Raw genomic sequence first — 26,077 nt, forward strand, 5'->3', positions numbered from 1 at the left:
GCCGGTCCTTCAGGCAGCGACGCGCACGGTTGCAGCGGCAGCGTCCAACGCCTGACGAAGATCGGCGATGATGTCCTCGGGATGCTCGATCCCGATCGACAGGCGCACATAGCCGGGCGTCACCCCCGCAGCCAGTTGCTCGGCTGGGGTCAGTTGCTGATGCGTGGTCGAGGCGGGGTGGATCGCCAGCGACCGCCCGTCCCCGATGTTCGCTACATGGTGGAACAGCCCCAGCGCGTCGATGAAGGCGCGGCCCGCCTCGACCCCGCCCTTGACCTCAAACCCCACAAGCGCGCCGTGACCGCCCTTCAGATAGGCATCGGCGCGGCGGCGGTGTTCGCCGGTTTGCAGCCCCGGAAAAATGGTGCGCGTGACCAGCGGATGGCCGTTCAGGAACTGGGCCACCTCGGCGGCGTTCTCATTGTGCTGGCGAATGCGCAGCGGCAGGGTTTCCAGCCCCTGAATGAACAGAAAAGCGTTCTGCGGCGCCACCGCAGCCCCAATGTCGCGCAGCAGTTTCACCCGTGCCCGCAAGATATAGGCGATAGGGCCAAGCGGCTTTGCCGCCTCGGTCCAGACCGCCCCATGATAGGCGGCATCGGGTTGGGTCAGCAGGGGAAAGCGCGCGCCATGCGCCTCCCAATCAAAATTGCCGCCGTCCACGATGGCCCCGCCAATCGCCGTGCCATGGCCGCCGATGTATTTCGTGGTCGAATACACCACCACCGCTGCGCCATGCTCCAACGGGCGGGCGGTCAGGGGGGCGGCAGTATTGTCCAGAATCAGCGGCACGCCGATCTTGCGGCCAAGCGCAGCAACCTCGGCAATCGGGAAGACTTGCAGCTTGGGGTTGGGCAGGGTTTCGCCAAACCAGGCGCGGGTCTTGTCATCCGTTGCCTTGACGAAATTCTGCGGATCATCCTGATCGACGAACCGCACCTCGATGCCGAACTGCGCCAGCGTCTGCGACAACAGGGTGACCGTGCCGCCATAAAGATCGGTCGAGGCGACGATATTGTCACCCGCCTGCGCGATGTTGGTCAGCGCAAAGAACGTGGCCGCCTGACCCGAGGCGACGGCAAGGGCCGCCACCCCGCCCTCAATCGCCGCAAGGCGTTCCTCGAACACGTCAGAGGTGGGGTTTTTGATGCGGGTATAGATCTGGCCCAACTCTTCCAGCGCGAACAGGCGCGCGGCGTGGCCGGTGTCCTGAAACTGAAAGCTGGTGTTCTGGTAAATCGGCACCGCCAGCGACCCGGTCGCCGGATCGGTGCGCCAGCTGCCGCCATGCAGGGCCAGAGTTTCGGGGTGCAGGCTGGTCGTAGTCATGGGATTCTCCTTGTTCGGCGGTTGGGGCCGCCGATTGGGCGGGTCTGGCCCATAGGATCACCTAAATCACGCTTAATTCTATCGTCTTTTTTCCTGGCAAAATGGAATGCCCTTCCCTCGGAACCGCATAAAACAGCGGCAGCGTTCTTTTCTAAGCAGAGACACGCCTGAAAACCACGAGTCGTGCCCTCTGACGGGGTTTTTGATCTTTTTACAGACCAAGACACGACTCATTAAATCGTGATTCTCGCTTCCGCCCCGGAAAGATTTTCTGCGGCGCAGCGCGGGCATGGCAAAAACTTCCACGCTCGCCATGAAATTTGAAAAAACATAACAAAATCAATGGGCGCAATTGACGTTTCCGCCACAAGTCATTCCATTTAAGCCCATAAAACAGGCGAAAGCCAAACAAGAGAGCATGACGAATGAGCAATTTGAGCATCTTTGGCAAAGCAGGCCGCGCCCTTGCCGCCGCCGCCGTGGCCGCCGCCACCCTGCCAACCGTGGCCAGCGCCGGCCCCACGCTGGACCGCATCAACGAACGCGGCGTTATCAAGGTGGGCGTCGGCACCACCCCCGGCTTCTTTGCCCCCGACAGCAACGGCAAGTGGCAGGGCTTTTTCATCGACTATGGCCGCGCCCTGTCGATTGCCGTCTTTGGCACGCCGGACAAGGTGGAATTCACCTCGTCCTCGCCGCAGCAACGCCTGCCCGCGCTGCAAGCGGGTGAGTTCGATGTGCTGCTCTCAGGCGTGACCGTCACCACCACCCGCGCCTTCAAGCTGGGCTTTCACTTTGGCCCGACGGTGTTTTACGACGGTCAGGCGATCCTTGCCCGCAAGGATCTGGGTGTGACCAGCGCGGCAGAGCTGGACGGCGCCACCATCGGCGTGCAGTCGGGCACCACGGGCGAATTGAACATCGCCGACTTCTTCCGCAAGACCGGCAAGCAGTTCACCCCGGTAACGATTGAAGACACCTCGGAATTCCTGTCGGCGCTGGAAACCAACCGCGTCGATGCGATCACGCAAGACAGCTCTGACCTTGTGGGCAAGCTGCAACAGCTCAAAGACCCCTCGGCCTATGTGCTGCTGCCCGAACGCCTGTCGAAAGAACCGCTGGCCCCGGCCATCGTGGGCGGCGATGACCGCTGGCTGGAGATCATAAACTGGACCGTCTACGCCACCATTCAGGCCGAAGAATGGGGCATCACCCAAGCCAATGTCGATGAGTTCCTGAAGTCGGAAGACCCCGCGATCCAACGCTTCCTTGGTGTTGACCCGTCCTTTGCGCAAGACATCGGGCTGGATCCGAAATGGGCCTATAACATCATCAAGACCGTGGGCAACTATGGTGAGATCTATGACCGCAACCTTGCCCCCCTTGGCTGGGAGCGTGGCTATAACCAGCTGTGGACCAAGGGCGGCCTCCTTTACTCGCCCCCTTTCCGGTAAGACCGCGTGACCCTCCCTGTCACGTCAGACGGCCAAAGCCCCCACCCCTTCGCGCGCGGAAAGTTTGCCGCACTGGTCGAATGGTGGGGGCCACGGCCCTGGTCGCAGATCGCGGCGATCCTTGGGATCGCCGCGCTTCTGCTTTGGTTCGGGCTGAATGTCGCGGCCTCGTTGCAGCGCGCGGGCATCACCCCCGGTTTCGGCTTTCTGTTCCGCTCGGCGAATTTCCAGATCGGCGAGAGCACATTGGCCTTTCAGGCGGGCGATACCTATCTGCGCGCGATTGCGGTGGGCATCGTCAACACGCTGAAAGTGGCCGTGGCGGGCTGTGTGCTGGCCACAGCGCTGGGCGTTGCCATCGGCATCGGCGGGCTGTCGGCAAACCCGATCCTTGGCGGACTTGTGCGGTTTTATATCGAGGCAATCCGCAACACGCCGCTGCTCTTGCAACTGTTCTTCTGGATCGCCCTGGCCCGCAACCTGCCGGGGCCAAAGCAAGCACCGGGCGGGGCGGGGTTTTACCTGTCGAACCGCGGCATTTTTGTTCCTGCGCTGACCTCGGCCAGCGGCTGGCTGGTGCCGGTGGCGGTTGTGGCCGGGTTGGGACTGGCCGCAATCGTTGCCAGCCGGTTTCTGTCGCGCGGGCGCGGACTGGTCTGGCTGGCTGCCGTTGCCCTGTCGGCGTTGGCCTTGTCTGCCTTGGGTGTCGGGCTGGATATTGCGCATCTGCAAGGCTTCAACATCCGGGGCGGCATGTCGCTGTCGCCCGAGTTTGCCGCTCTGCTGACCGCGCTGACCGTGAAATTCTCCGCCTCCATCGCCGAGATCGTGCGCGCAGGCATCTTGTCAGTGCCCGTCGGCCAGCGAGAGGCGGCGCGGGCGTTGGGCCTGAACGACTGGCAGATCCTGCGGCTGGTGGTTCTGCCCCAGGCATTGCGGGTGATCGTGCCGCTGATCACCTCCAGCTTCCTTGATCTGGCCAAGGATTCCAGTCTGGCGGTTGCGATCGGCTATCCCGATCTGGTCAGCATTCTGAACACAACGGCCAATACCACGGGGCAGGCAATCGAAGCGGTGTTCATCATGACCGTCAGCTTCCTTGCGCTGAACCTGTCGGTTGCCGCCCTGATGAACCGCTATAACACGCGCGTCGCCCTGCGCGGACAGGTGAAACGATGACACTTTCCTCCACCCTGCGCCGCGCCTTTGCCGGGCCCGCAAACATCGCGCTGTCCTTGGCCACGCTGAGCATTCTGGCGCTGATCCTGCCGCCCTTGTTCGGCTGGGCGGTTACCCATGCCGTCTGGCAGGGTGACATGGAAACCTGCCGCGCGGCCAGCGGGGCTTGCTGGGCGTTCTTGCAGGCCAAGGCGCGCTTCATCCTGTTCGCCTTTTACCCTGCCGAGCAGCTTTGGCGGCCTGTTCTGGTGGTGATGGCCCTGCTGGTGCTGATGATCCTGTCGACCCTGCCGCGCCTGTGGGGCAAGGCCCTGCTGACGCTGTGGCCCATTACCCTGCTGTCGGCGTGGTGGCTGATGGCGGGCAGCGGCCCCCTGCCCCGCGTCTCGGTGAACGACTGGGGCGGATTGCCGGTGACATTGCTGGTCTGGACCACCTGCATGGCCTTTGCCCTGCCCACCGCTGTGCTGCTGGCGCTGGCCCGGCAATCGCGCATGGGCGGCCTGCGCAGCCTGTCGGTCGCCTATATCGAGGTGATGCGGGCCACGCCGATGGTAGCGATCCTGTATTTCGCCATGCTGATCCTGCCGATGGCCCTGCCGAACGGCATCATCCTCGACAAGATCGCGCGCGCCACAATCATGACCGCCCTGTTCTTCACCGCCTATCTGGCCGAGGTGGTGCGCGGCGGCTTGCAAACCATTCCGGCAGGGCAGGCAGAGGCGGCATCGGCCCTTGGCCTTGGCTATTGGCGCACCGTGCAGCTGATCGTGTTGCCGCAGGCGCTGAACAAGGTGATCCCCGGTCTGGTCAACCTTGCCATCGGCTTTCTGCTGGCCACCTCGTTGCTGGCGGTGATCGGGGTGTTCGACCTTTTGAACGCGGCCAAAGCCTCAACCACCGATCCTGCCTGGATGGGTTTTTATGATGAGGCGTATATCTTCGCCGCGCTGATCTATTTCGTGCTGTGCTTTGGTGGGTCGCGTTACAGCCTGTGGCTGGAACGACGGCTGCAGCGGCACTAACGGGCCGCTCAGGCCGGGGTGCGCTTGCTGCGCAACCCGGCGCCCGCCGCCCCCAAGATCAGCGCCGACCCGGCCCAGAACAGCTCTGGCCGGTAGAATTTTGGAAGCAGCGGGTGGTTTGCATCGCACAGCGACAACAGCAGCGCGCAGACATAATCATTGCCCCAAAGACACTGGCTGGCCTGCACATAGCTGCCATAGCCGCGCGCGACCACCGGCCCGAACACGACATACCACCACAGCACGGCCAATCCCACAGCCAGACTGCCAAGCCCCGCAAACAGCCGGGGGCGCAGGATGCGATCAGACATCTTCCAGCACCCCCAGGTTTGCCAGCAGGGCAGACCGCATGGCGATCAGCGCCGGGTCATCGCGGCGGCGGGGGTGGGGGCTGTCCACACGCACCTCTTGCACAATCCGCGCCGGACGCGGGCTGAACAGGATCACCCGGTCGGCCAGCAGCAGCGCCTCTTCCACGTCATGCGTGACAAGGATCGCGGTAAAGCCGCGCGCCTGCCACAGCCGCACAAGGTCTTTTTGCAGGTTCAGGCGGGTCAGGCTGTCCAGCTTGCCCAAGGGTTCATCCAGCAAGAGCAGACGGGGGTCATTCACCAAGGCCCGCGCAATCGCCGCGCGCTGCGCCATGCCGCCCGAAAGCTGATGGGGAAAGGCCTCGCCAAACGTCTCCAACCCGACAAGCGCCAGCGCCTCATCCACACGGGCGCGCTTGGCCGCCAGCTCTCCCCGCGCCTCTGGCCCCGCCTCGACATTGCCGCGCACGGTCCGCCAGGGGAACAGGGTGGCGTCCTGAAACACCAGAATACGGTCAGGTCCGGGGGCGGTTATGGGGGTGCCGTCGCCCGAAACCCTGCCCCGCACCGGCACCTCCAGCCCCGCCGCCAACCGCAGCAGGGTGGACTTGCCGCAGCCAGAGGGGCCAAGCAGCGCCACAAACTCGCCCGGCTGAATATCCAGCGTCACATCCTCCAGCACAGGCAGAACCGTCTTGCCAATGTCATAGCCATGCGAGACGCGGTCAAAACTCAGCCCCAAGGGGCGAACGGCGGTATGATCCGGCATCACAGGATTCCCTTCTGCCAGCCCAGCACCCGGTCACGCACCACGAACAGTGCGCGCACCAACCCTGCGCAGATCAGCGCCATGACCACCAATGCCGCATAGACATTGGCATAGGCCGAATAGGCGGTGTTGAATTGCAGATACCAGCCAAGGCCGAACTTCGCCCCCAGCATCTCGGCCACGACCAGCACGGCAAAGCTGTAGTAAAGCCCCATGAACAGGCCGACGAACACATTGGGCAACGCCGCCGGAATGGCCACATTCCGCACCTGCCAGCGGGCAGATGCCCCCAGCGTGCGCGCCACGTCATAATAGGCGCGGTTGACCTGCGAAATGCCAGAGGCGGTCAGGATCGCCACCGGAATGCCCGAAGCCAGCGCCACCAGAAAGACCGAGGCATGGAACGTGCTGGGAAAGATGAAAAAGGCACAAGGAATCCAGGCGCTTGCTGGAACCGGGCCGATCAGTTTCAACAGCGGCATTCCCCAATAGGCGAACCGCTTTGACCAGCCAAGGCCCACACCTGCCACAAACCCCACCGCGATACCCAGAAAGAACCCCAGCCCCCACAGCCGCGCCGTATAGGCAACGCAGATCAGCAGACGGTCCCAATCGGTCACATAGACATGCAGCAGGCCTTGGGGCGGCGAAAAGAACGGCTTTGGCAGCCAGCCTAGCTTGGCGGTGACAATCTCCCACCCCAAGAGCCACAGGCCCAAGGCAATGAACCACGGGCCATAATGGGTCAGCGTGCCCCCCTGCCAGCCACGCAGCGGCACAAGGAAAGCCAATGCCAGAAAGACCAAGGCGACAAGGCCGGACAGGATGGCGAACAACCCCGTCGCGCCCCATTGGATCACATCGGGCAGGCCCCATGTCACCACGGCGGTCGCACCCCAGGCCAGTGCGGCAAAAATCCCCTCCCGCCACGGGCGGAAGGGGTTTGCGGCCGAAAGCCCGGCCTGTCTGAAATCAATCGCTTCGGTCATGGAAATCAGGCAAAAATGTCAATGGTGATGCGGCTGGCAATCTCTTCCGGGTCGGTCGAGGCATCGACGACGCCGGTCAGCTTCAGGTCTTCATAACCGCGTTTGACTTCATCGCGCAGTTTGTCGCCGAACCAGTGGTCGTGATAGGTGAAGGAGGCCAGAACCTCGGTCAGCGTCTCCACCGACATGCCGGGGCGCAGGGTGTCGAAATACCATTGCGCCACCTCGTCCGGGTGCTGGGCGGCGTATTGGTGAACCTCTAGGTTCGCCGCCGCCACGCGCTTCAGCGCCTCTTTGTTCGCCTCATAATAATCGCCGTTCACACCCAGCACGCAGCAAACGCGGTCCTTGAAGGTGCCGGTCTGGGTATCAGCCACGCGGTGGAACTTGTGTTCCTTTTCCCAGCCGTAGGCCCAGGGGTCCATATGGGCCAGCGCGTCTGCCTCGCCACGCAGCACAGCCTCGGCCACCAGATCGAAGGGGAAAACCTTCCACGTCACATCCTGCTCGGGGTCGATCCCGGCCTTTTTCAACGCGACCGAGAAGGCCACGCGCGAGGGCGACATCACATCAAAGGTGCCGATAGTCTTGCCCTTCAGGTCGGTCAGCGTCTTGATGCCGCTGTCCTGTTTGGTCAGGATGCTTTGGCAACCGCCATGCGAGCCGGCAAACAGTTTGACATCAAAGCCCTGCTCGATGGGTTTCAGCCAATCATACAGCAACCCCGGCCCCGCCTCGGCCTTGCGGGTGGCAAGCGCCTGAATCAAGGTCTGCCCGCTGGCGCCCTGATAGAACAGCTCCACATCCAGCCCGTGCTTGGTGAAAATGCCCTTGTCCAGCGCAAAGCCCACCGGCGAATGGCAGGCTGCAACCTCGGTCCATTCCAGCTTGATCTTGGTCAGGTTGCCCGCAATGGCATAGCGCGTACCCTGCCCGGTCAGGATGCCCGCCGCCCCGATGCCCGCCGCCGCAGCGCCGGTCTTCAAAAGCTGCCGACGCGACAGAAGCCCGTTCGATTTTACTGGCATGGTCTTGCCCCTCATTTGATTGGTTGCCACGAGGATAGGGGTTTCGCGCAGGAAACGGTTTTCGAAGTTGGCCTGCGAAAGAGCAGATTTCGGCCCCGAAAATTATCTACTGGATAACTTTATTTTTATCACGGCAGATATGCGAATCGCGCTGCCGCACCCATAGCTGTACCAGGATCTATCCCCGGCCAACGGAACTGAGACGACCCTTACGATCAGCCCCACAGTCACCACCACATCGGGTTGGGATCAAACCGCCGATAGACACATCGTCGATGATGCCGGTCAGCGCCTCGGGTAACAGCACTTGGCAACTCCCCCGTCGGTCAGTCCAATATGATGCGGCTGGAAAGCGGCATCTTCCCCACCCGCCCACATCAGGAGACTACCGCAACCGCAATTCCGCTTCACAGAATCAGCGTTGCGCACCCGCTGATTCCCGAACCGGGCAGCGAATTCTTTCCCCGCACCGCCCCGCCACAGCACAAGCCTTTCGTCCGGGCGGCAAATTTACATCCATTCAATCTATAGACAAATAACACCCCATAATCGCACCCTAGGGGAAGCCAACGAACCCCTGCGAAAGACATCGCCATGACCCGCCAGATCCACTTCAACGCCTTTGAGATGAACTGCGTTGCCCACCAGTCGCCCGGCCTTTGGGCCTATCCCGGCGACAGGTCGTGGCAATACAAGGATGTGGAATACTGGCAGGATCTGGCGCGCATTCTGGAGGGCGGGTTCTTTGACGGCATCTTCATCGCCGATGTGATCGGCTATTACGATGTCTATCGCGGCAAGAATGACGATGCGATCCGCGAGGGTGCGCAGATTCCAGTGAACGACCCGCTGCAACTGGCCGTGCCGATTGCGCTGGCAACCGAGCATCTGGGCATCGGCATCACCGCCTCGACCAGCTTTGAACACCCCTATACCTTCGCCCGCCGCCTGACGACTGCCGACCACCTGACCAAGGGGCGGGTGGGGTGGAACATCGTCACCTCTTACCTTGAAAGCGGGGCGAAGAATGTCGGCGAAGGCGGGCTGCGTCGCCACGACAACCGCTATGAGGTCGCCAGCGAGTATCTGGAGGTGATCTACAAACTGCTGGAAGGCAGTTGGGAAGATGGCGCGGTGCTGCGTGACCACGAACGCCGCATCTTTGCCGACCCTGCAAAGGTTCATGAAATTCGCCACAAGGGCAAATTTTTCGACGTGCCGGGCTATCACCTGTCGGAACCCTCGCCCCAGCGGACGCCGGTTCTGTTTCAGGCCGGAGCCAGCGCCAATGGCATCGAGTTTGCCGCCAGCAATGCCGAATGCATCTTTGTCGCCGCCCCCACCAAGCCTGTGTTGAAGGGCTATATCGACCGGCTGAAGGCGCAGGCCGCGCGGTACGGCCGGGCGGGGGATCATCTGGTTTACAACCTGACCACCGTGATCGTCGATGAAACCGACGCCAAGGCGCAGGCCAAGTATCAGCGCTATCTTGACCACGCCTCTTATGACGGCGCGCTAACCTTTGTTTCGGGCTGGAGCGGGGTGGATTTCGCCCAATACGCCCCCACCGATCTGGTGCGCAAGATCGACACCAATGCCGTGAAGTCGCTGCTGGAACATTTCACCAATGGTCAGCAATGGTCGGTGGCGGAACTTGCGCAATGGGCGGGTATCGGCGGGCTTGGCCCGGTGATCGTGGGCGGGCCGGAAAAGGTCGCCGATGAATTGCAGGCCTGGCAAGAGGAAACCGGGGTGGACGGGTTCAACCTGGCCTATGCCGTGGCGCATGAGACCTTTGAATCGATTGCCGGTTACCTCGTGCCCGAACTGCAACGCCGTGGGGTTTATCGCACCGCCTATACCCCCGGCACCCTGCGCCACAAGCTGTTCGGCAAGGGCGACCGGCTGGCCGCCCCCCACCCCGGTGCCAGCTATCGTGACCTTGGCGCCCGTCTGGCCGCCGGTCAGGTCGCTGCCGAATAACCGACGACAAGGAACCCCCGAGATGGGACGCACCGAACGAGACTGGCCGCTGGCCGCGCGCTACGCGGAACTCAAGACCCACTTTCAGCCGATCTTTGACCGCATCGCCGAAGGGGCCCCTGCACGAGAGGCAACCCGCGCCCTGCCCCACGAACAGATCGGCTGGCTGAAAGCAGCGGGCTTTGGCGCCCTGCGCGTGCCGGTTGATCAGGGGGGCAGCGGGGTGACGATCCCTGATCTTTTCCGCCTGCTGATTGATCTGGCCGAGGCGGACAGCAACATCGCCCAGTCGCTGCGCGGCCATTTCGCCTTTGTCGAAGACATTCTGGCCCGCCCCGAGGCGGTGGCAAAGCCGTGGTTCGCCCGTTTCGTCGCCGGTGAGATCGTCGGCAACGGCTGGTCCGAAGTGGGCGATGTGAAGCTGGGTGAGCGCAAGACGCAACTTGTGCCGCAGGGCACCGATTTTGCGCTGGAGGGGGTGAAGTATTACTCGACCGGCGCGATCTTTGCCGAATGGATCGACGTTCTGGCCACCCGCAGCGACGATGGCACGGCGGTGATTGCGGCGGTGGACACGCGGCAGCCCTCGGTCCAGCGATCCGATGACTGGACCGGCTTTGGCCAGCGTACCACCGGCAGCGGCACCACCACCTTCACAACTGCCCCTGTCGCCGCGGCGCATGTCTTTCCGTTTGAAACCCGCTTTCGCTATCAGACCGCGTTTTACCAGACCGTCTTGAACGCGGTTCTGGCCGGATCGGCGGCGGCGGCGGTGCGTGATGCGGCCGCGTTCCTGAAGGCGCGCAAGCGGGTTTACAGCAGCGGCACCGCGCCGGTTGCGGCGCAAGACCCGCAGCTTTTGCAGGTGATCGGCCGCGCCCATGCCTTTGCCGAAGCTGCCCGCGCCACCACCCTTGCCGGGGCCGAAGCCGTGCAGACCGCCTATGAAGCGCAATTCCTGAACGATGAGGCCGCCGAAAAGGCTGCCAATATTCAGGCCGAACTCGCCTCTGCCCGCGCGCAATCTGCCGCGGCCGATCTATCCTTGCGCGCCACAACCGACATCTTCAACGCGCTGTCGGCCTCGGCCACCGATGCCGGGCTGGCGATTGACCGGCACTGGCGCAACGCCCGCACCGCCGCCAACCACAACCCCCTGATCTTCAAGGAACGTATCCTTGGCGACCATGTGGTCAACGGCACCGAACCCCCGTTCCTGTGGCAGATCGGCACGCCCGACCTGCCCAAAACCGAAAGATAATCCCATGGGATCGCTTAACCAGACCCAGATCGACCACAGTATCCACCCCCGCGTCAATTCAGCCGATCCGGTCCCGCCGCGCCCCCGCCCGGCAACGCCCCCCCATGGGCTGAAGGACGATGCCGAGGCCATTGCCATCGCCCGGCGGCTGGCCGCGCAATTCGCCCCCGGTGCCGCCCTGCGCGACCGAGAGGGGCTGCTGCCCCTGGCCGAGCTGGACGCCTATTCGCAAAGCGGCCTGTGGTCGATCAACGTGCCCAAGGCCTATGGAGGGCCGGGCCTGAGCCATGCGACGCTGGCCAAGGTGATCTCGATCATCGCCGCCGCAGATCCGGCGATTGCCCAGATCACCCAGAACCATCTGGCCATCCTCAACACCGTCGATCTGGAAGGCACCGAGGCCGAGAAAAAGCGCACCTTCGACTGGGCGCTGCAAGGCATCCGCTTTGGCAATGCGTTTTCCGAGCTGAACAGCAAGACCGTCGCCGCCTTTGAAACCACCGTGCGGTTTGACGGCGACGAGGCGGTGGTGAACGGCGAAAAGTTTTATACCACCGGCGCGCTTTTGGCCCATGTCATCCCCACCGTCGCCATCGACAACGGCACCGCCTATCTGGTCTTCATTGACCGCGACACGGCGGGCCTGACCGTGACGAACAACTGGTCCAGCTTTGGCCAGCGCACCACCGCCTCGGGCGGGGTCAAGCTGGACAATGTGCGCGTGCCCAAGGACCGGGCGGTTCGGCTGAAATCATTTGACGAACACCCCACAATCGCGGGCCCCTTGTCGCAGATCATCCAGGCCGCGATTGATGTGGGCATCGCGCGGGGGGCGATTGACGATACCATCGCCTTCATCCGCAATCACAGCCGCCCGTGGATCGACAGCGGCAAGGAAAAGGCCAGCGAAGACCCCCTGAGCATCATCGCCATCGGCGACCTGAAAATCTGCCTGCACGCGGCAGAGGCTCTGCTGGACATCGCGGGCCGGTCCATCGATGTGGGCTATGCCGAACCCACGCTGGATAACGTCAGCGAGGCGACGCTGCGCACCGCCGAGGCCAAGGTTCTGACCACCCAGATCGCCATTGAAGCCACGAACAAGCTGTTCGAACTGGCCGGCACCCGCGCCACTCTGAACCAGCACGGGCTGGACCGTCACTGGCGGAACGCCCGCGTTCACACGCTGCATGACCCTGTTCGGTGGAAGTTCTACCACATCGGCAACTTCTATCTGAACGACGCCCATCCGCCACGCCACCCCTGGAACTGAGGTTCGGGGCCAGCGGACCCACCAAGGGTGGCGGCCAAAAGGTCGCCGCCCTGTTGAATGGCGCAAGCACTGTCATAGCCCACGCCAGAAGAATACTGTTCCCCTTGGCAGGCCAGCTTTGGAATGGCGTTTTTCGAATGCCGACGGACAATGACTACATAAATGATCGTGATTTAATCGCGCAAACCGGCAGCAGGCAGAAACGACATGACCCAGCACAGCAAAGGCACCGCGCATCACGTCACTGTTGTGGGCGGCGGGCTTTCGGGCGCGGCGATTGCCTATCACCTTGCCCGTCAGGTTGACCCCACCCTGGTGCAGATTACCGTGATCGAACCGCGCGCGGAGCTGGGCCAGGGTCTGGCCTATTCTACCCCCGACCCCGACCACCGTCTGAACGTGCCCGATCACAAAATGTCGCTGTCGGTGGACGACCCCGAAGATTTCCACCGTTGGCTGCATTCGCCCGAAGGCCCCGTTCTGCCCGGCGCTTCGGCCACCCTGAGGGGAGAGATTTTTGCCCCCCGCCACGTCTTTGCCAGCTATGTCGCCGCCCGCCTGCGTCCCTATCTTGCCAGCGGCCAGATCCGGCATCTGCAAGACACCGCGACTGGCGCCGAGGAGCTGGCCGATGGCAGGCTGGTCCTTCGCACCGAAGGCGGTGCAAGGATCTTCGCGGACCAGTTGGTCCTCTCGATCACCCACCCCGCCCCGCGCCTGCCGGCCGAGATTGCCAGATTGGCCGGGCACCGCACCCTGATCGCCGATGCCTATGCCCCCGGCGCGCTGGACGGGATTGCCCCGACTGACCGGGTTCTGGTGCTGGGCTCGGGCCTGACCGGGGCCGATGTGGTCGCAACGCTGGTTCAGCGCGGGCATCTGGCCCGGATCGACCTTTTGTCCCGCCATGGCCGCTTTTCTGCGCCGCATGGCCCGGTGCAGGCCGAAACCAGTGGCGACTTTGCCAAGGCCCCTGAAAAAACCGCCCTTGAACTGCTGCGCCGGGTTCGCGCGGTTTTGCAGGCCGATGCGGCGGCAGGGCTGACATGGCACGCCGCCTTTGACCGGCTGCGCGCCCAAGGGCCTGCCATTTGGGCCGCCCTACCCCAGCCAGAGCGGCGGCGCTTTTTGCGCCATCTGAGGGGCTTGTGGGATGTGCACCGCTTTCGCATCGCGCCGCAGACCCATGACATCTTGCAAAAATCCATTGCCGCCCGCCGGGTTCTGCCGGTCGCCGGGCAAATCACCATTGCGCAGGCCAACGGCCGAAAGGCCACGCTGCAAATCCGCCTGCGCAAAAGCCAAGAGCTTTTGACGGTCGAGGTTGACCGCATCATTCTTGCCACCGGCCCGTCGCACAGCGATGCGATCCGCCAGTCGCCATTCCTGACCGCGCTGGCCGGGCTGGGGCTGATCGCGCCCGATCCCTTGGGCCTTGGCCTTGCAACCGCCCCAACGGGGGCCGCGCGCCATATCGACGGAACCGCCGATGAACGCATCCTGATCGGCGGCCCCTTGGCCCGTGGCACGGTGGGCGAATTGATGGGCGTGCCAGAGGTCACCTCTTGGGCCGCGCGCCTTGCGACGGAACTCCTTGGCCGGGTTCCGGTTGCGGCGACAACCGTGGCCGCCGGATGATCCACCGATGCGCTATTTGTTGATCAGCCCCCGGCGACTGGCCCCCGAGGCACGCAAGCGCTGCGGCATGCCGAATGGCCAACTGATCCAGCATACCCCCGACAGCAGCCGGGGCCTGCGCCATGCCGAAGAGGATCTGGAGCGCGCGATCAGCAGTTGCGGCCCCCTGCCTTGGCTGGTTGCCGCTGGCCCGGCAGTTGCGCTTTTGCAGCATGTGGTGACCAGAACCCTGTCGGCCCGGATCATGGGCGCAATCCTGCTGCACCCCGCAGACTGGGCTGAGGACCGCATCGCCCTGCCCCTGACCGATACGCCCTTTGCCTTTCCGGTTCTGACGCTGGGGGCATCTGCCTTTCGGGTTGCGGCCTGGCAGGCGGTGGAATTACCAGCCAATTCGCAAGACCAGATTCTGTTGACCCCTGCCTTCACATCCCTGCTGGCCGCGCGCCGGGCGGCCTTGCAGCGGGCGGGCGCTCTGGTCAGCTAGGGGCCCGCCCTACCCGGCGCGCAGGCTCGCGTCGCCCCGCCCCGCGTCGCCCCGCGCCAACCCGGTGTTTGCCATCTCCAGCAAGGTCTTGCGGTCCAGAACCGAGGCGACGGCATCGCGCACCTCCAGCATGGTTAGCCGAACCGAGCAGGCCCGCACATCCCGACAATCGGAACAGGGCACATAGGCCGTGCGGCTGGCGCAGGCGATCGGGGCCAGGGGGCCGTCCAGCACCCGCAACACCTCGCCGACCGAAACCACATCTGCGGGCCGGGCCAGCCGATAGCCCCCCGTTCGTCCCTTGCGGGTGCTGACGATGCCCGCAACCCGCAGCTCGGCCAGAATCGTATCAAGGAACTTTTTGGAAATGCCATGCCGCTCGGCCATATCGGCCGATTGCAGCACCGTCTCCGGGTCGGACATGGCAAGGTCGGACAGGGCCTTCAGCCCATATTTGCTTTTCATCGTCAACATTATCTCGCCTCCTCCTGCCCCGGCCAGGTGATACCATGGCCGCAGTGTCGGTCCATACCCCCGATTGGCCAAAAGCGTAAATGACCACTGCGGGGATATTCATTTCCGGCAGGGGCGCAACCCGCCCCCTCGGTGCCCGTCAGAGAGAATGTTCTTTCCGGCCCCATCGGAATGGCGAAATTTTTCACCTCTATCCACCAAAACCTTTGGAATCGCGGGCAGGCGTGGCGCGGCCTATCATGCAGCAGGAAATCTCGACAGGAATAGTCCATATGCGTGATCATCGTTTTGGCAGCACCTCCTGTGCCGACATCGGGGGGGATCATGGCTGACCGCCTGCCCCGTCCAATCATTGTGAACGCGTTCAACATGAATTGCGTCGGCCATATCAACCATGGCCAATGGACCCATCCGCGCGACACCTCGGTGAATTACAAACGGCTGGAGTATTGGACCGGCCTTGCAAAAACGCTGGAGCGCGGACTGTTCGACGCGATCTTTCTGGCCGACATTCTGGGCACCTATGACGTTTATGGCGGCGGCATCGATGTGACCGCGCGCGAAGCGGTGCAACTGCCGGTCAATGATCCGCTAATGCTGGTTTCGGCGATGGCCGCCGTGACCAAGGGCCTTGGCTTTGGCGTTACCGTCAATGTGAACAACGAAGCGCCCTACAGCTTTGCCCGGCGGATCAGCACGCTGGATCATCTGACCGATGGTCGCATCGGCTGGAACATCGTCACCGGCTATCTGGACAGCGCCGCCCGCGCCGTGGGGCGCGACGGGCAAACCGGCCATGACCTGCGCTATGATCAGGCCGACGACTATCTGGAGGTGCTGTATAAGCTCTGGGAAGGGTCGTGGGAGGAAGATGCCGTGCGCGCCGACCGCGCGGCCCGCGTCTATGCCGACCCGGCCAAGATTCACCCGGTTCACCATCGCGGCCCCTTCTACCGCGTCGATGGCTATCATCTGTCCGAACCCTCGCCCCAGCGCACGCCGGTGCTGTTTCAGGCCGGCACCTCGGGGCGCGGGCAGCGCTTTGCCGCGCGCCATGCCGAATGCGTCTTTATCTCGGTGCCCGACAAGGCGGCGGCCCGCGCCGCCTCTCGTGCCATTCGCCAAGCGGTGGCCGATGCCGGGCGCGATCCGCAAGATGTGCGCATCCTGAACGGCATTTCCGTGATCACCGACGCAAGTCGCGCCGCCGCTTTTGACAAGCTGGCCGAATATCGCGCCGCCTCCAGCCCCGAGGCGGGGCTGGCGCATTATTCGGCCTCTCTCAACATCGACTTTGGCCGCTATGGGCTGGATGATCCGATCCCCTTTGGCCAGACAAATGCCATCCAGTCGGCGGCGAAACTGGCCGAAAGCCGGGGCTGGACCAAAAGGCAACTCTTGGACCAACTGGCCCTTGGCGGGCGCTATCCGCTTGCGCTTGGCACGCCTGCCGAAGTGGCGGACGAGCTGGAATCATGGGTGCGCGAGGGCGAGATTGACGGCTTTAACCTGTCCCGCATCGTCACCCCCGAAAGCTATGCCGACTTTGCCGATCTGGTGGTGCCCGAACTGCAAACCCGCGGACTTTACAAGACCAGCTACGGCCAGGGCACCCTGCGCGCCCGCATTTTCGGCCAAGGCGACCGCCTGCCTGCAACCCACACCGCCCATGCATTCCGCATCGGCACCCAACTGAAAGGAGCGGCGGAATGAGCGCGCTTCCCACCCCTGAAATCTTCTGGTTCCTGCCCACCTCAGGCGATACCCGCTATCTGGGCCGGTCCGATTTTGGCCGCCCGCCAACCAGCGCCTATATGCGTGACATCGCGGTCACGGCCGAACGGCTGGGCTATGATGGCCTGCTGATCCCCACCGGCTCCAGTTGCCAGGACCCTTGGGTCACCGCCTCCAGCCTTGTGCATGTGACCAGCCGCATCAAGCTCTTGGTGGCTTTGCGCACCTCGATCATGGGGCCGACCGCCTCGGCCCGGCAGGCTGCCACGCTGGATCAGGCGCTGAACGGGCGGCTGTTGCTGAACGTGGTGCCGGGGGGGGATGCGACCGAACTGGCCGCCGATGGCGTGTTTCTGGCCCATGACGAACGCTATGAGGCGGCGGATGAGTTTCTGACCGTCTGGCGCAGGCTGCTGGCCACCGACCAGCCGGTGGATTTCACCGGCAAGCACATCCGTGTGGAAAAGGCCCGCAACTTTTATCCGCCGGTGCAGGCGCCCTATCCGCCGCTCTATTTCGGCGGATCGTCCCCGGCGGCCCATGACCTCGCCGCCAAGCATGTCGATGCCTATCTGACCTGGGGCGAACCGCCCGAAGCCGTGGCCGAAAAATTCGCCGACATCCGCGCCCGCGCCGCCAAACTTGGGCGCAAGGTGCGCTTTGGGGTGCGCCTGCACGTCATCGCCCGCGAAACTGAGGCTGAAGCCTGGGCCGAGGCTGACCGCCTGATCTCTCGTCTGTCGGACGAAGATATTGCGGCGGCCCAAGGCAATCAGGCGAAAATGGATTCGCATGGTCAGGCGCGGATGGCCGCCCTGCACGGCGGGCGGCGCGACAAGCTGGTGGTCGGCCCCAACCTGTGGGCCGGGGTCGGTCTGGTACGCGGCGGGGCGGGCACGGCACTTGTGGGCAACCCCGAACAGATCGCCGAACGTCTGCGCGAATATCAGGCCGCCGGGGCCGATACCTTTGTGCTGTCGGGCTATCCGCATCTGGAGGAGTCGGTGCGCTTTGCCGAACTGGTCTTCCCCCTGCTGGGCAAAGAGGCGGTCACCGAACGCGGCGCGCTGCAAACCGGCGGCGCGTTCGACGTGCGGTCCGATCTGCGCCGCGCGGCGGCAAGTTAGGGCGCTGGCGGCACCTTGCTGCCCCGCAGCACGGGTGCCGCAACTGCAATATTCTCTTTCAGATATGGCCTTTGGAATGGCCACCGCCCCCGACCCGCCGTTAATGTCGTGTAAGTTACTCGTGAATCTTTTGCCGGTCGCGTTGCCAATACTGTGACCCGTCGGCAGCCACTGAAAACCCCCGCCAACACCCTGGCAAGCCCGCCCACCCCGGCGGGCAACAGCCCCTCCTTGCCCCGAGGCACCGATGACCAACACCACCCTTGACGGCCCTCTGTCCGATAGCCGCCCCGCCCCCCGACTGCCCGATCTTGCTTTGCGCGAAACCGCCGAGGCGATCTTTCGCAACACCTTTGCCATCGCGCTGTTCCTGCTGGCGTGGGAGCTTGCCCCCCGCCTTGACCTGATCAACCGCACCTTCCTGCCACCCTTTTCCGAGGTGGTCGTGAAAGGGTGGGAATTTGCCCTGTCCGGCAAGCTATGGCCGCAGATCTGGGTCAGCCTGCAACGCGCCTTTGGCGGCTTTGGCCTTGGCGTCATCATCGCCGTGCCGCTGGGGCTTCTGTTGGGGTATTTCCGCAAGCTGGATGCCTATCTGAACCCGCTGCTGCAACTGTTGCGCCAGACCAATCCGGTGTCGCTGTTCCCGGCCTTTATCCTGTTCTTCGGCATCGGTTATCTGACCAATGTCGCCATCATCTTCTGGGTGGTGGTCTGGCCGATCCTGCTGTCTACCGTCACCGGCGTGCAGCAGGCCGATCCGGCGCTGGTGAAATACGCGCGGTCGGTCGGGCTGAAACCCTTTGCGCTGTTTCGCAAGGTCATCCTGCCCTCGGCGCTGCCCTCGATCATCACCGGCATGCGGCTAGCGGCCACCTATTCCTTCCTGATGCTGGTCGTGTCCGAGATGGTCGGCGCCTCCAGCGGGCTGGGATACCTGATCGTCAACGCCCAATACCTGATGAGCATTCACCTTCTTTACGTCGGCGTCATCGTGCTGGCCCTGCTGGGCATTGCCGCGAACTGGGCGCTGGTTGCGCTGGAACGCCGCCTGACCGGCTGGAAGCAAGACTTCCGCGCCTGATCCTCCTCCCCTGACATTCCCACGGAGCTTGAAATGTCGAACCTTCTTACCCCCACCCGCCGCCAGTTTGGCACCCTGCTTGGCACCGGCCTTGCCGCTGCCATGATCAACCGCCGCGCCGCCGCCGGCACGCTGCGCAAGGCCCGCGTCTTCGTGCCGCCACTGAACGCCAACTGGACCAGCGGGTATGAGCTGATCGAGCTGGCCGATGCCAAGGGCCTGTTTGCCAAACATGGCGTGGAAATCGAATGGGCCGTGCTGCCCTGGGATCAATACACCGTGGCGCTGGACAGCGGGGCCCTCGATTTCGCGCCCTATGCCGATTATGCCTATTTCATCAACGTCTATGACAAGGGTCTGAAGGCGAAAGAGGTCGTGTCCTCGACCCTGCCCTTCATTCCCGGCAGCGCGGGCGAAGGGCTGATCGTGCTGAAGGACGGCCCGATCCAGAAACCGGAAGACATTCGCGGCAAGAAGATCGGCACGCAATGGCCCACCTTCTCGGGCGTGTGGTTCGCTGCCGACTGGCTGAAAAAGTACGGCGTCAGCAAGGATGAATACGAAATCGTCCCCGTTCCGCAGGCGCAGGCCGAACAGGTGCTGCTGCAAGGCGGCATCGATGCCGCCATCGTCTATCAGCCGATCGACATCGAACTGGCACGCAAGGGCCAGACCCGGCAGCTATTCTATGTGTCCGACATCGCGGGCCGTTTCGTTACCCGCGGCGGCACGATGGCGTCGGAAAAGTTCATCGCCGAAAACCCCGACACCGTGCGCGGCTATGTCAATGCCATCGCCGAGGCGGCCGAGATTGCCAACGCTGATCCGGCAGCGGTGATCAAGCTGGGGCTGGAACGCGGCAAGCTGGACCCGAAATACCTGCCCGCGCTGTATAACCGTGATGACAAGGACGATTACAGCCACCTGAAATGGGCAGCCAAGGGTCTGCACGTCGAGGAAGATCTGGCCTTCTGGCTGAAACTTGTCGAGGACGCCGACATCGTTCCCAAGGGCAAGCACAAGCCGACCGACTTTTACACCAATGAATTCAACGCCCTTGCCTAAGGGGCCGCCCCGGCCCGGCAACGGGCCGGGGCCTTGCAGCATGGAACAATGACATGAGCAGCACGATCCAGATCCAGAACCTTGGCAAGGTCTTTCCCCTGCGCGGGGCGGCGGGCAAGACAGGGGCCACCTTTACCGCGCTTGACGACATCAACCTAGAGGTCAGGGCGGGCGAGTTTCTGTCCATCGTCGGGCCGTCGGGCTGCGGAAAATCATCCCTTCTCGACATTCTTGCCGGGCTGGTTCCGCCCAGTTCGGGGCGTGTGCTGATTGACGGTGCCACCATCACCGGCCCCTCGCCCGACCGGGCCGTGGTGTTTCAGCAATACGCTCTGCTGCCATGGCGCACCGCCATCAAGAACATTGAATTCGGGCTGGAGGCCAAGGGAATTCCTGCTCGCGAACGCACCGAAAAGGCGCGGCACTTTCTGCAACTGGTCGGGCTGGAGGGGTTCGACAATCATTACCCGCACGAACTGTCGGGCGGCATGAAGCAGCGCGTGGCCATCGCCCGCAGTCTGGCCTGCGACCCCGGTGTTCTGTTGATGGACGAACCCTTTGCCGCGCTGGACGCGCAGACCCGCGAAATCCTGCAAGACGAGTTGCTTCGCATCTGGGAAACCGCTGGCACCACCATCGTCTTCATCACCCATGGCATTGATGAGGCGGTCTATCTGGGACAGCGCGTCGCTGTGATGAGTTCGCGCCCCGGACGCATCAAGACCGTGGTGGACATTCCGCTGACCAACCGCTGGAACGCAGGTCAGGATACCCGCAGCACCCCCGAATTCACCCGCCTGCGCCATGAAATCTGGGGCTTTCTGCAAGATGAATACCGCAAGGCCGAAGCGCAGGAACGCGTGGCCGTCGCCGCAGCACATCAGGTGACAGCGGCAGAATGATCCGCCTGCTCGCCAGCACAACGGGCGTTTTTGCACCCTGACCCTCTCCGTCGGCCGGTGCCCCCGGCCGCCGCTTCTTTCAAAGGCAAGACCATGACCAGCACCGACCAGCCACTTGATTTCCTGTGGTTCATCCCCTCGTCCGGCGATGGCAGTTATCTCGGCACCGATTTTCTGGCCCGCGAAGGCGACCCGGATTACTTTCGTGAAATCGCGCAGGCGGCGGACCGGCTGGGCTATTCTGGTGTGCTGATCCCGACCAGCGTCGCCTGCGAGGAGTCCTTTCTTCTGGCCGCCAATCTGGCCGCCTATACCCAGCGGCTCAAGTTTCTAGTGGCGGTGCGGCCCGGCACGGCCTCGCCCGCCTATTACGCGCGCCTTGCCTCCTCGCTGGACCGGGTGTCGCGCGGGCGGCTTTTGCTGAACATCGTGGTGGGCGGCAGCGCGCAGGAACTGGCGGGTGACGGCATCTTTTTGCCGCATGACGAACGCTATGACCACGCGCATGAATTCTTTGACGTGTTCAACAGCCTCTTGGAAACCGGCCATGCTCATCTGGATGGCAAGCACATCAAGGCCCACCACGCCCGCCTTGGCCTGCCGCCCGTGCAAACCCCGCGCCCGCCGCTGTACTTTGGCGGTTCGTCCGGGGCCGCGCATGATTTTGCCGGGGGCAGGGTTGAAAAATACCTGACATGGGGCGAACCCCCGGCGCAGGTGGCCGAAAAGATCGCAAGCGTCCGCAAATCGGCCGCCGCCCATGGGCGACAGGTGACCTTTGGCATCCGCCTGCATTTCATTGTCCGCGAGACCGATGAAGAGGCCTGGGCCGCCGCCGACCGGCTGATCGGGCACCTGTCCGACGAAACCATCGCCGCCGCACAAGAGGTGCAGCGCAACCAGTCGGACTCGGTCGGGCAGGAACGGATGCGCCGCCTGCATGATGGCCGCCGTTACCGGCTGGAGGTATCGCCAAACCTGTGGGCGGGCGTGGGCCTTGTGCGGTCGGGCGCGGGCACGGCTTTGGTGGGGTCACCCGCCACGGTGGCCGCGCGGTTGCGCGAATATCAGGCCCTTGGCATCGATACCGTCATCGCCTCGGGCTATCCGCATCTGGAAGAGGCGTATCGCGTAGCCGAACTTCTGTTCCCCGAAATCGGCATCACGCCCCCGGTAGCACCGCTGCGCAGCTCTTTCGGGGAAAAGCAGGTGTTCGGCGGTGGGGGTCATGGCGGCAATGTGAAGACGGCGCCTTAAGGCCCTTTCAAAACACGCGGCCATCGCGCGCACTGCGGGAAGGACGCGGCAAAAGGTTGTGCGCCGGCGCCCTCTAAACCTCCTCGACCATCACCACCCCCTGCATCGCCTTGATCGCGCCCTTGATCTGGGGCGTCACGGGGTAGGGCTGTGGTAGAAGAAGGTCGATCTCTCGCCCATCCTCTTCGGGAATGCAAAGCGTGATCTGCGCCTTCACGCGCCCCTGCACCGTGGCCAGCAAGGCGGCAAGCGAGGGGATCGCCTCGGCCCGGTTCAGGTGGATGCGCAGGTCGGCCGAACCGGCTTGCGCAATCGCGGCATCGGGGGAGGCGACCGAGTTGGCCAGCAGTTTCACGCCCTCACCATCAGGGTCGACCCGAACGCTGAGGATCACGTTCTTGCCTGGCTCCAAGAGGTCGCGGGCGACCTCCAGCACATCGGAAAAAACCGTCACCTCATAAAGGCCCGTCGGGTCGGACAGGGCGACGAAAGCAAAGCGGTTGCCCTTGGCCGATTTGCGTTCCTGCCGGGCACTGACGGCACCGGCGACCTTGGCGACGAAGGGCTGGCCCTTCTGCAGGGCCTCTTGCGTGATCTGGGCCAGGGTCTTGACCCCATCACGCTTCAGCGCGGTCATATAGTCGTCCAAGGGGTGGCCGGAGAGGTAGAAGCCCACCGCCAGATGCTCATTGCCCAGCCGTTCCACCGGCAGCCAGTCATTCCGGTTCACCATGCGCGGCTCTGGCAGGTCGGCACCAGCCTCGCCGAACAGGCTGACCTGAGACGAGGTTTTCGCCTCATGGATCGCCGCCGAATAGGCCACCAGCCCGTCCAACCCCTCGAACACCCGCGCGCGGTTGGCGTCCAGCACGTCAAAGGCGCCCGCACGGGCCAGCATTTCCAACGGGCGCTTGCCGACGCGCTTCAGGTCAACCCTGCGGGCAAGATCGAACAGAGTGGCGAAGGGCTTGTCGCCGCGGGCTTCCACGATCAGCCGCATCGCATCGACGCCGACGTTCTTCAGCGCGCCCAGCGCGTAAACCACCTTGCCGTCCTTCACGTCAAAGGTCGCAAGGCTGCGGTTGACACAAGGGGGGACGGTTTCAATCCCCATCTTGTCCAGCTCTCGCTTATAGACGGCCAGTTTGTCGGTCAGATGGATATCGCAGTTCATCACCCCGGCCATGAATTCAACCGGATGGTTCGCCTTCAACCAGCCGGTCTGATAGCTGACCACGGCATAGGCGGCGGCGTGGGATTTGTTGAAGCCGTAGTTGGCGAATTTCTCTAACAGGTCAAAGACCTCGCCCGATTTCTTCGCATCAATCCCGTGGGTCTTGGCGCAACCTTCCACGAACTTGGGCCGTTCCTTCGCCATTTCCTCGGCGATCTTCTTGCCCATCGCGCGGCGCAGCAGGTCGGCCCCGCCAAGGGAATAGCCGCCCATGACCTGCGCGATCTGCATCACCTGTTCCTGATAGACGATGATGCCTTGGGTTTCCTTCAGGATATGGTCGATGGTCGGGTGGATCGACTCAAGATCACGCTGGCCGTTCTTGACCTCGCAATAGGTCGGAATGTTCTCCATCGGGCCGGGGCGATACAGGGCCACCAGCGCCACGATATCCTCGATGCAGGTGGGCTTCATGCGCCGCAGCGCATCCATCATGCCCGACGATTCCACCTGGAACACCGCCACCGTCTTGGCGGCGGCGTAAAGATCATAGGTGACCTTGTCGTCCAGCGGGATATGGCCGATGTCATTCTCTGCCCCCGCAGGCGGGGCAAAAAGCTGCCGCCCATCCTGCGCCACATGCAACGGGCGCCCGCCTTTCAGAATCAGTTGAATCGCGTTCTGGATCACCGTCAGCGTCTTCAGGCCCAGAAAGTCGAACTTCACCAGCCCCGCCGCCTCGACCCATTTCATGTTGAACTGGGTGGCGGGCATGTCGGACCGCGGGTCTTGATACAAGGGCACCAGCTCGTCCAAGGGACGGTCGCCGATCACCACACCGGCGGCGTGGGTGCTGGCGTTGCGATAAAGCCCTTCGATCTGTTCGGCGTAATTCAAAAGCCGCCCGACCACCTCTTCCTTCGCCGCTTCGCGCAGGCGCGGCTCATCTGCCAGCGCCTTGGTGATCGAAACCGGCTTTACCCCTTCGACCGGGATCATCTTGGACAGCTTGTCCACCTGCCCGTAAGACAGTTGCAGCACGCGGCCCACATCGCGCACGGCGGCCTTGGACAGCAGGGCGCCAAAGGTGATGATCTGCGCCACCTTGTCGCGGCCATATTTGCCCTGAACATAGCGGATCACCTCTTCCCGCCGGTCCATGCAAAAGTCGATGTCGAAGTCGGGCATCGAAACCCGCTCCGGGTTCAAAAACCGCTCGAACAGCAGGGCATAGCGCAGGGGGTCAAGGTCGGTGATGGTCAGCACATAGGCCACCAAGGAACCAGCCCCCGACCCACGCCCAGGCCCGACAGGAATGCCCTGCGCCTTGCCCCATTTGATGAAGTCGGCCACGATCAGGAAATAACCGGGAAACCCCATCTTTTCGATGATGCCCAGTTCAAACCGCAACCGCTCCTCATAAACCTCGCGAGGTTCGGCCAAGGGGATCACGGCCAAGCGCCGCTCCAGCCCTTCCCACGCCTGACGGCGCAACTCCTCCACCTCATCCTCGGCGAAAACCGGCAGGATCGGCTTGCGCTTGTAGACCATGAAGGCGCAGCGGCGGGCGATTTCGACGGTATTCTCCAGCGCCTCGGGCAGGTCGGCGAAGAGGGCGCACATTTCGGCTTCGGATTTGAAATAATGCTGCGGTGTCAGGCGGCGTCGGGGCTGCTGCTGATCGACATAGGCCCCTTCGGCAATGCAGATCAGCGCGTCGTGCGCCTCGTACATCTCGGACTTGGGAAAATAGACATCATTGGTCGCCACCAAGGGCAAACCCATCTCATAGGCGGTTTCGACATGCCATTCTTCCGAAGCGGCTTCCGCCGGGGTCGGCTTGCCGCCCTCGCCCGGATGGCGCTGCAATTCCACATAAAGCCGGTCGGGGTAAATCGCCGCCAAGGCCTGCATCAGCGCCCGCGCCTTTGTCCCTTGCGAGGCGACCAGCAACCGCCCGAACGGCCCATCCGGCCCTCCGGTCAGACAAATCACCCCCTCGGCATGTTCCGCCAACTGATCCAGCCGCACCTGCGGCAACTGCCCGCCCGCATCGATATAAAGGCAAGAGTTCAGCTTCATCAGGTTCATGTACCCCGCCTCGGACTGCGCCAGCAGCACGATGGGCGCAGGCAGACGCGGCTTTTCGCCGGGCTGGCCGGGGTCATAGGTCAGGCTGATCTGGCAACCGATGATCGGCTGCACGCCCGCATCCTTGGCGTGGGATGAAAACTCCAGCGCACAGAACATGTTGTTGGTGTCGGTCACCGCAATCGCGGGCATCTCGGCCGCCGCAGCCAGCTTGACCAGTTTTTTCACCGGAACCGCGCCTTCCAGCAACGAATGTTCGGTGTGGGTGCGCAGGTGAATGAATCGGACGGGGTTTGCCATGGCCAGACCCTAAGCCGCCAGCCCGCCGACGCCAACCCCGCGCGCATTCTATGCCAAAGCCAAAAGCTGCTTTCGGCTGGGAGTGAAAACTGCCCCTTGCCAGATTACCGGGCAACCGCTTCACTATCGCCACCAACGGGCGC

General features: G+C 63.3%; 21 protein-coding genes. 14 read left to right on the plus strand and 7 right to left on the minus strand.

Going from position 1 to position 26,077, the window contains the following annotated elements:
• Positions 1–9 precede the first annotated feature (9 nt).
• The gene (locus JI744_RS00910; RefSeq protein WP_202657411.1) at positions 10–1,329 is read right to left on the minus strand and encodes an O-acetylhomoserine aminocarboxypropyltransferase/cysteine synthase family protein; all 1,320 of its coding nucleotides are present in this window, start codon (positions 1,327–1,329) and stop codon (positions 10–12) included.
• 425 nt (positions 1,330–1,754) lie between these two features.
• Here JI744_RS00910 and JI744_RS00915 point away from each other — a divergent pair, with 425 nt between their 5' ends.
• Genes JI744_RS00915 through JI744_RS00925 form a run of 3 tightly spaced genes read left to right on the plus strand, consistent with a single transcriptional unit; the run spans position 1,755 to position 4,987 of the window.
• Positions 1,755–2,783 carry an amino acid ABC transporter substrate-binding protein gene (locus JI744_RS00915; protein WP_202657412.1) on the plus strand — a complete coding sequence of 343 codons (1,029 nt, stop codon included), beginning with the start codon at positions 1,755–1,757 and terminating at the stop codon, positions 2,781–2,783.
• Positions 2,784–2,789: 6 nt separating this feature from the next.
• Positions 2,790–3,962 carry an amino acid ABC transporter permease gene (locus JI744_RS00920; RefSeq protein WP_202657413.1) on the plus strand — a complete coding sequence of 391 codons (1,173 nt, stop codon included), beginning with the start codon at positions 2,790–2,792 and terminating at the stop codon, positions 3,960–3,962.
• Complete coding sequence (locus tag JI744_RS00925; RefSeq protein WP_202657414.1) at positions 3,959–4,987, plus strand: amino acid ABC transporter permease; 1,029 nt, start codon at positions 3,959–3,961, stop codon at positions 4,985–4,987. The genes JI744_RS00920 and JI744_RS00925 overlap by 4 nt, the downstream gene beginning before the upstream one ends.
• Positions 4,988–4,995: 8 nt before the next feature.
• Here JI744_RS00925 and JI744_RS00930 read toward each other — a convergent pair whose 3' ends face one another.
• The 4 genes from JI744_RS00930 to JI744_RS00945 are packed head-to-tail and all read right to left on the minus strand — an operon-like array spanning position 4,996 to position 8,099.
• Positions 4,996–5,298 (minus strand): hypothetical protein, encoded by a 303-nt coding sequence (locus JI744_RS00930; protein ID WP_202657415.1) that lies wholly within the window; start codon positions 5,296–5,298, stop codon positions 4,996–4,998.
• On the minus strand, positions 5,291–6,067 hold the full coding sequence (locus JI744_RS00935) for an ABC transporter ATP-binding protein (protein WP_202657416.1): 777 nt from the start codon (positions 6,065–6,067) through the stop codon (positions 5,291–5,293). Before JI744_RS00935 ends, JI744_RS00930 begins: the two co-directional genes overlap by 8 nt.
• A complete protein-coding gene (locus JI744_RS00940; protein ID WP_202657421.1) occupies positions 6,067–7,056 on the minus strand; it encodes an ABC transporter permease in 990 nt (329 codons plus the stop codon). Before JI744_RS00940 ends, JI744_RS00935 begins: the two co-directional genes overlap by 1 nt.
• A 5-nt stretch (positions 7,057–7,061) precedes the next feature.
• Positions 7,062–8,099 carry an ABC transporter substrate-binding protein gene (locus JI744_RS00945; protein WP_202657422.1) on the minus strand — a complete coding sequence of 346 codons (1,038 nt, stop codon included), beginning with the start codon at positions 8,097–8,099 and terminating at the stop codon, positions 7,062–7,064.
• A 579-nt stretch (positions 8,100–8,678) separates the two neighbouring features.
• Between JI744_RS00945 and JI744_RS00950 the strand changes: the two genes are divergently transcribed.
• The 5 genes from JI744_RS00950 (at position 8,679) to JI744_RS00970 (ending at position 14,726) form a co-directional block, all read left to right on the plus strand.
• Positions 8,679–10,067 carry an LLM class flavin-dependent oxidoreductase gene (locus JI744_RS00950; protein WP_202657423.1) on the plus strand — a complete coding sequence of 463 codons (1,389 nt, stop codon included), beginning with the start codon at positions 8,679–8,681 and terminating at the stop codon, positions 10,065–10,067.
• 22 nt (positions 10,068–10,089) lie between these two features.
• Positions 10,090–11,328 carry an acyl-CoA dehydrogenase family protein gene (locus JI744_RS00955; protein WP_202657425.1) on the plus strand — a complete coding sequence of 413 codons (1,239 nt, stop codon included), beginning with the start codon at positions 10,090–10,092 and terminating at the stop codon, positions 11,326–11,328.
• Positions 11,329–11,332: 4 nt separating this feature from the next.
• Positions 11,333–12,601 (plus strand): SfnB family sulfur acquisition oxidoreductase, encoded by a 1,269-nt coding sequence (locus JI744_RS00960; protein WP_202657426.1) that lies wholly within the window; start codon positions 11,333–11,335, stop codon positions 12,599–12,601.
• 207 nt (positions 12,602–12,808) lie between these two features.
• The gene (locus tag JI744_RS00965; RefSeq protein WP_202657427.1) at positions 12,809–14,239 is read left to right on the plus strand and encodes an FAD/NAD(P)-binding protein; all 1,431 of its coding nucleotides are present in this window, start codon (positions 12,809–12,811) and stop codon (positions 14,237–14,239) included.
• Between the two features lie 7 nt (positions 14,240–14,246).
• A complete protein-coding gene (locus JI744_RS00970) occupies positions 14,247–14,726 on the plus strand; it encodes a hypothetical protein (protein WP_202657428.1) in 480 nt (159 codons plus the stop codon).
• Positions 14,727–14,735: 9 nt separating this feature from the next.
• Here the strand turns inward: JI744_RS00970 and JI744_RS00975 are convergent, their stop codons facing one another.
• Positions 14,736–15,200: an RrF2 family transcriptional regulator gene (locus tag JI744_RS00975; protein ID WP_202657429.1), complete on the minus strand. Its 465-nt coding sequence runs from the start codon at positions 15,198–15,200 to the stop codon at positions 14,736–14,738.
• Between the two features lie 324 nt (positions 15,201–15,524).
• Here JI744_RS00975 and JI744_RS00980 point away from each other — a divergent pair, with 324 nt between their 5' ends.
• The 6 genes from JI744_RS00980 (at position 15,525) to ssuD (JI744_RS01005) (ending at position 22,369) form a co-directional block, all read left to right on the plus strand.
• Positions 15,525–16,913, plus strand: coding sequence for an LLM class flavin-dependent oxidoreductase (locus JI744_RS00980; RefSeq protein ID WP_202657430.1), 1,389 nt, complete (start codon positions 15,525–15,527; stop codon positions 16,911–16,913).
• Complete coding sequence (gene ssuD, locus JI744_RS00985) at positions 16,910–18,061, plus strand: FMNH2-dependent alkanesulfonate monooxygenase (RefSeq protein ID WP_202657432.1); 1,152 nt, start codon at positions 16,910–16,912, stop codon at positions 18,059–18,061. The genes JI744_RS00980 and ssuD (JI744_RS00985) overlap by 4 nt, the downstream gene beginning before the upstream one ends.
• Before the next feature lie 247 nt (positions 18,062–18,308).
• Positions 18,309–19,145: an ABC transporter permease gene (locus JI744_RS00990; RefSeq protein WP_202657434.1), complete on the plus strand. Its 837-nt coding sequence runs from the start codon at positions 18,309–18,311 to the stop codon at positions 19,143–19,145.
• A 33-nt stretch (positions 19,146–19,178) separates the two neighbouring features.
• On the plus strand, positions 19,179–20,210 hold the full coding sequence (locus tag JI744_RS00995) for an ABC transporter substrate-binding protein (protein ID WP_202657436.1): 1,032 nt from the start codon (positions 19,179–19,181) through the stop codon (positions 20,208–20,210).
• A gap of 53 nt (positions 20,211–20,263) precedes the next feature.
• On the plus strand, positions 20,264–21,112 hold the full coding sequence (locus JI744_RS01000; protein ID WP_202657438.1) for an ABC transporter ATP-binding protein: 849 nt from the start codon (positions 20,264–20,266) through the stop codon (positions 21,110–21,112).
• Between the two features lie 93 nt (positions 21,113–21,205).
• On the plus strand, positions 21,206–22,369 hold the full coding sequence (ssuD, locus tag JI744_RS01005; protein ID WP_202657440.1) for an FMNH2-dependent alkanesulfonate monooxygenase: 1,164 nt from the start codon (positions 21,206–21,208) through the stop codon (positions 22,367–22,369).
• Between the two features lie 73 nt (positions 22,370–22,442).
• On the opposite strand, the gene dnaE is transcribed toward ssuD (JI744_RS01005), so the two are convergent.
• Positions 22,443–25,934, minus strand: a complete 3,492-nt coding sequence (dnaE, locus tag JI744_RS01010; protein ID WP_202657442.1) for a DNA polymerase III subunit alpha — start codon at positions 25,932–25,934, stop codon at positions 22,443–22,445.
• Between the last annotated feature and the right edge of the window lie 143 nt (positions 25,935–26,077).

The organism is Fuscibacter oryzae, from assembly GCF_016765795.1.
Classification (GTDB): Bacteria; Pseudomonadota; Alphaproteobacteria; order Rhodobacterales; family Rhodobacteraceae; genus Fuscibacter; species Fuscibacter oryzae.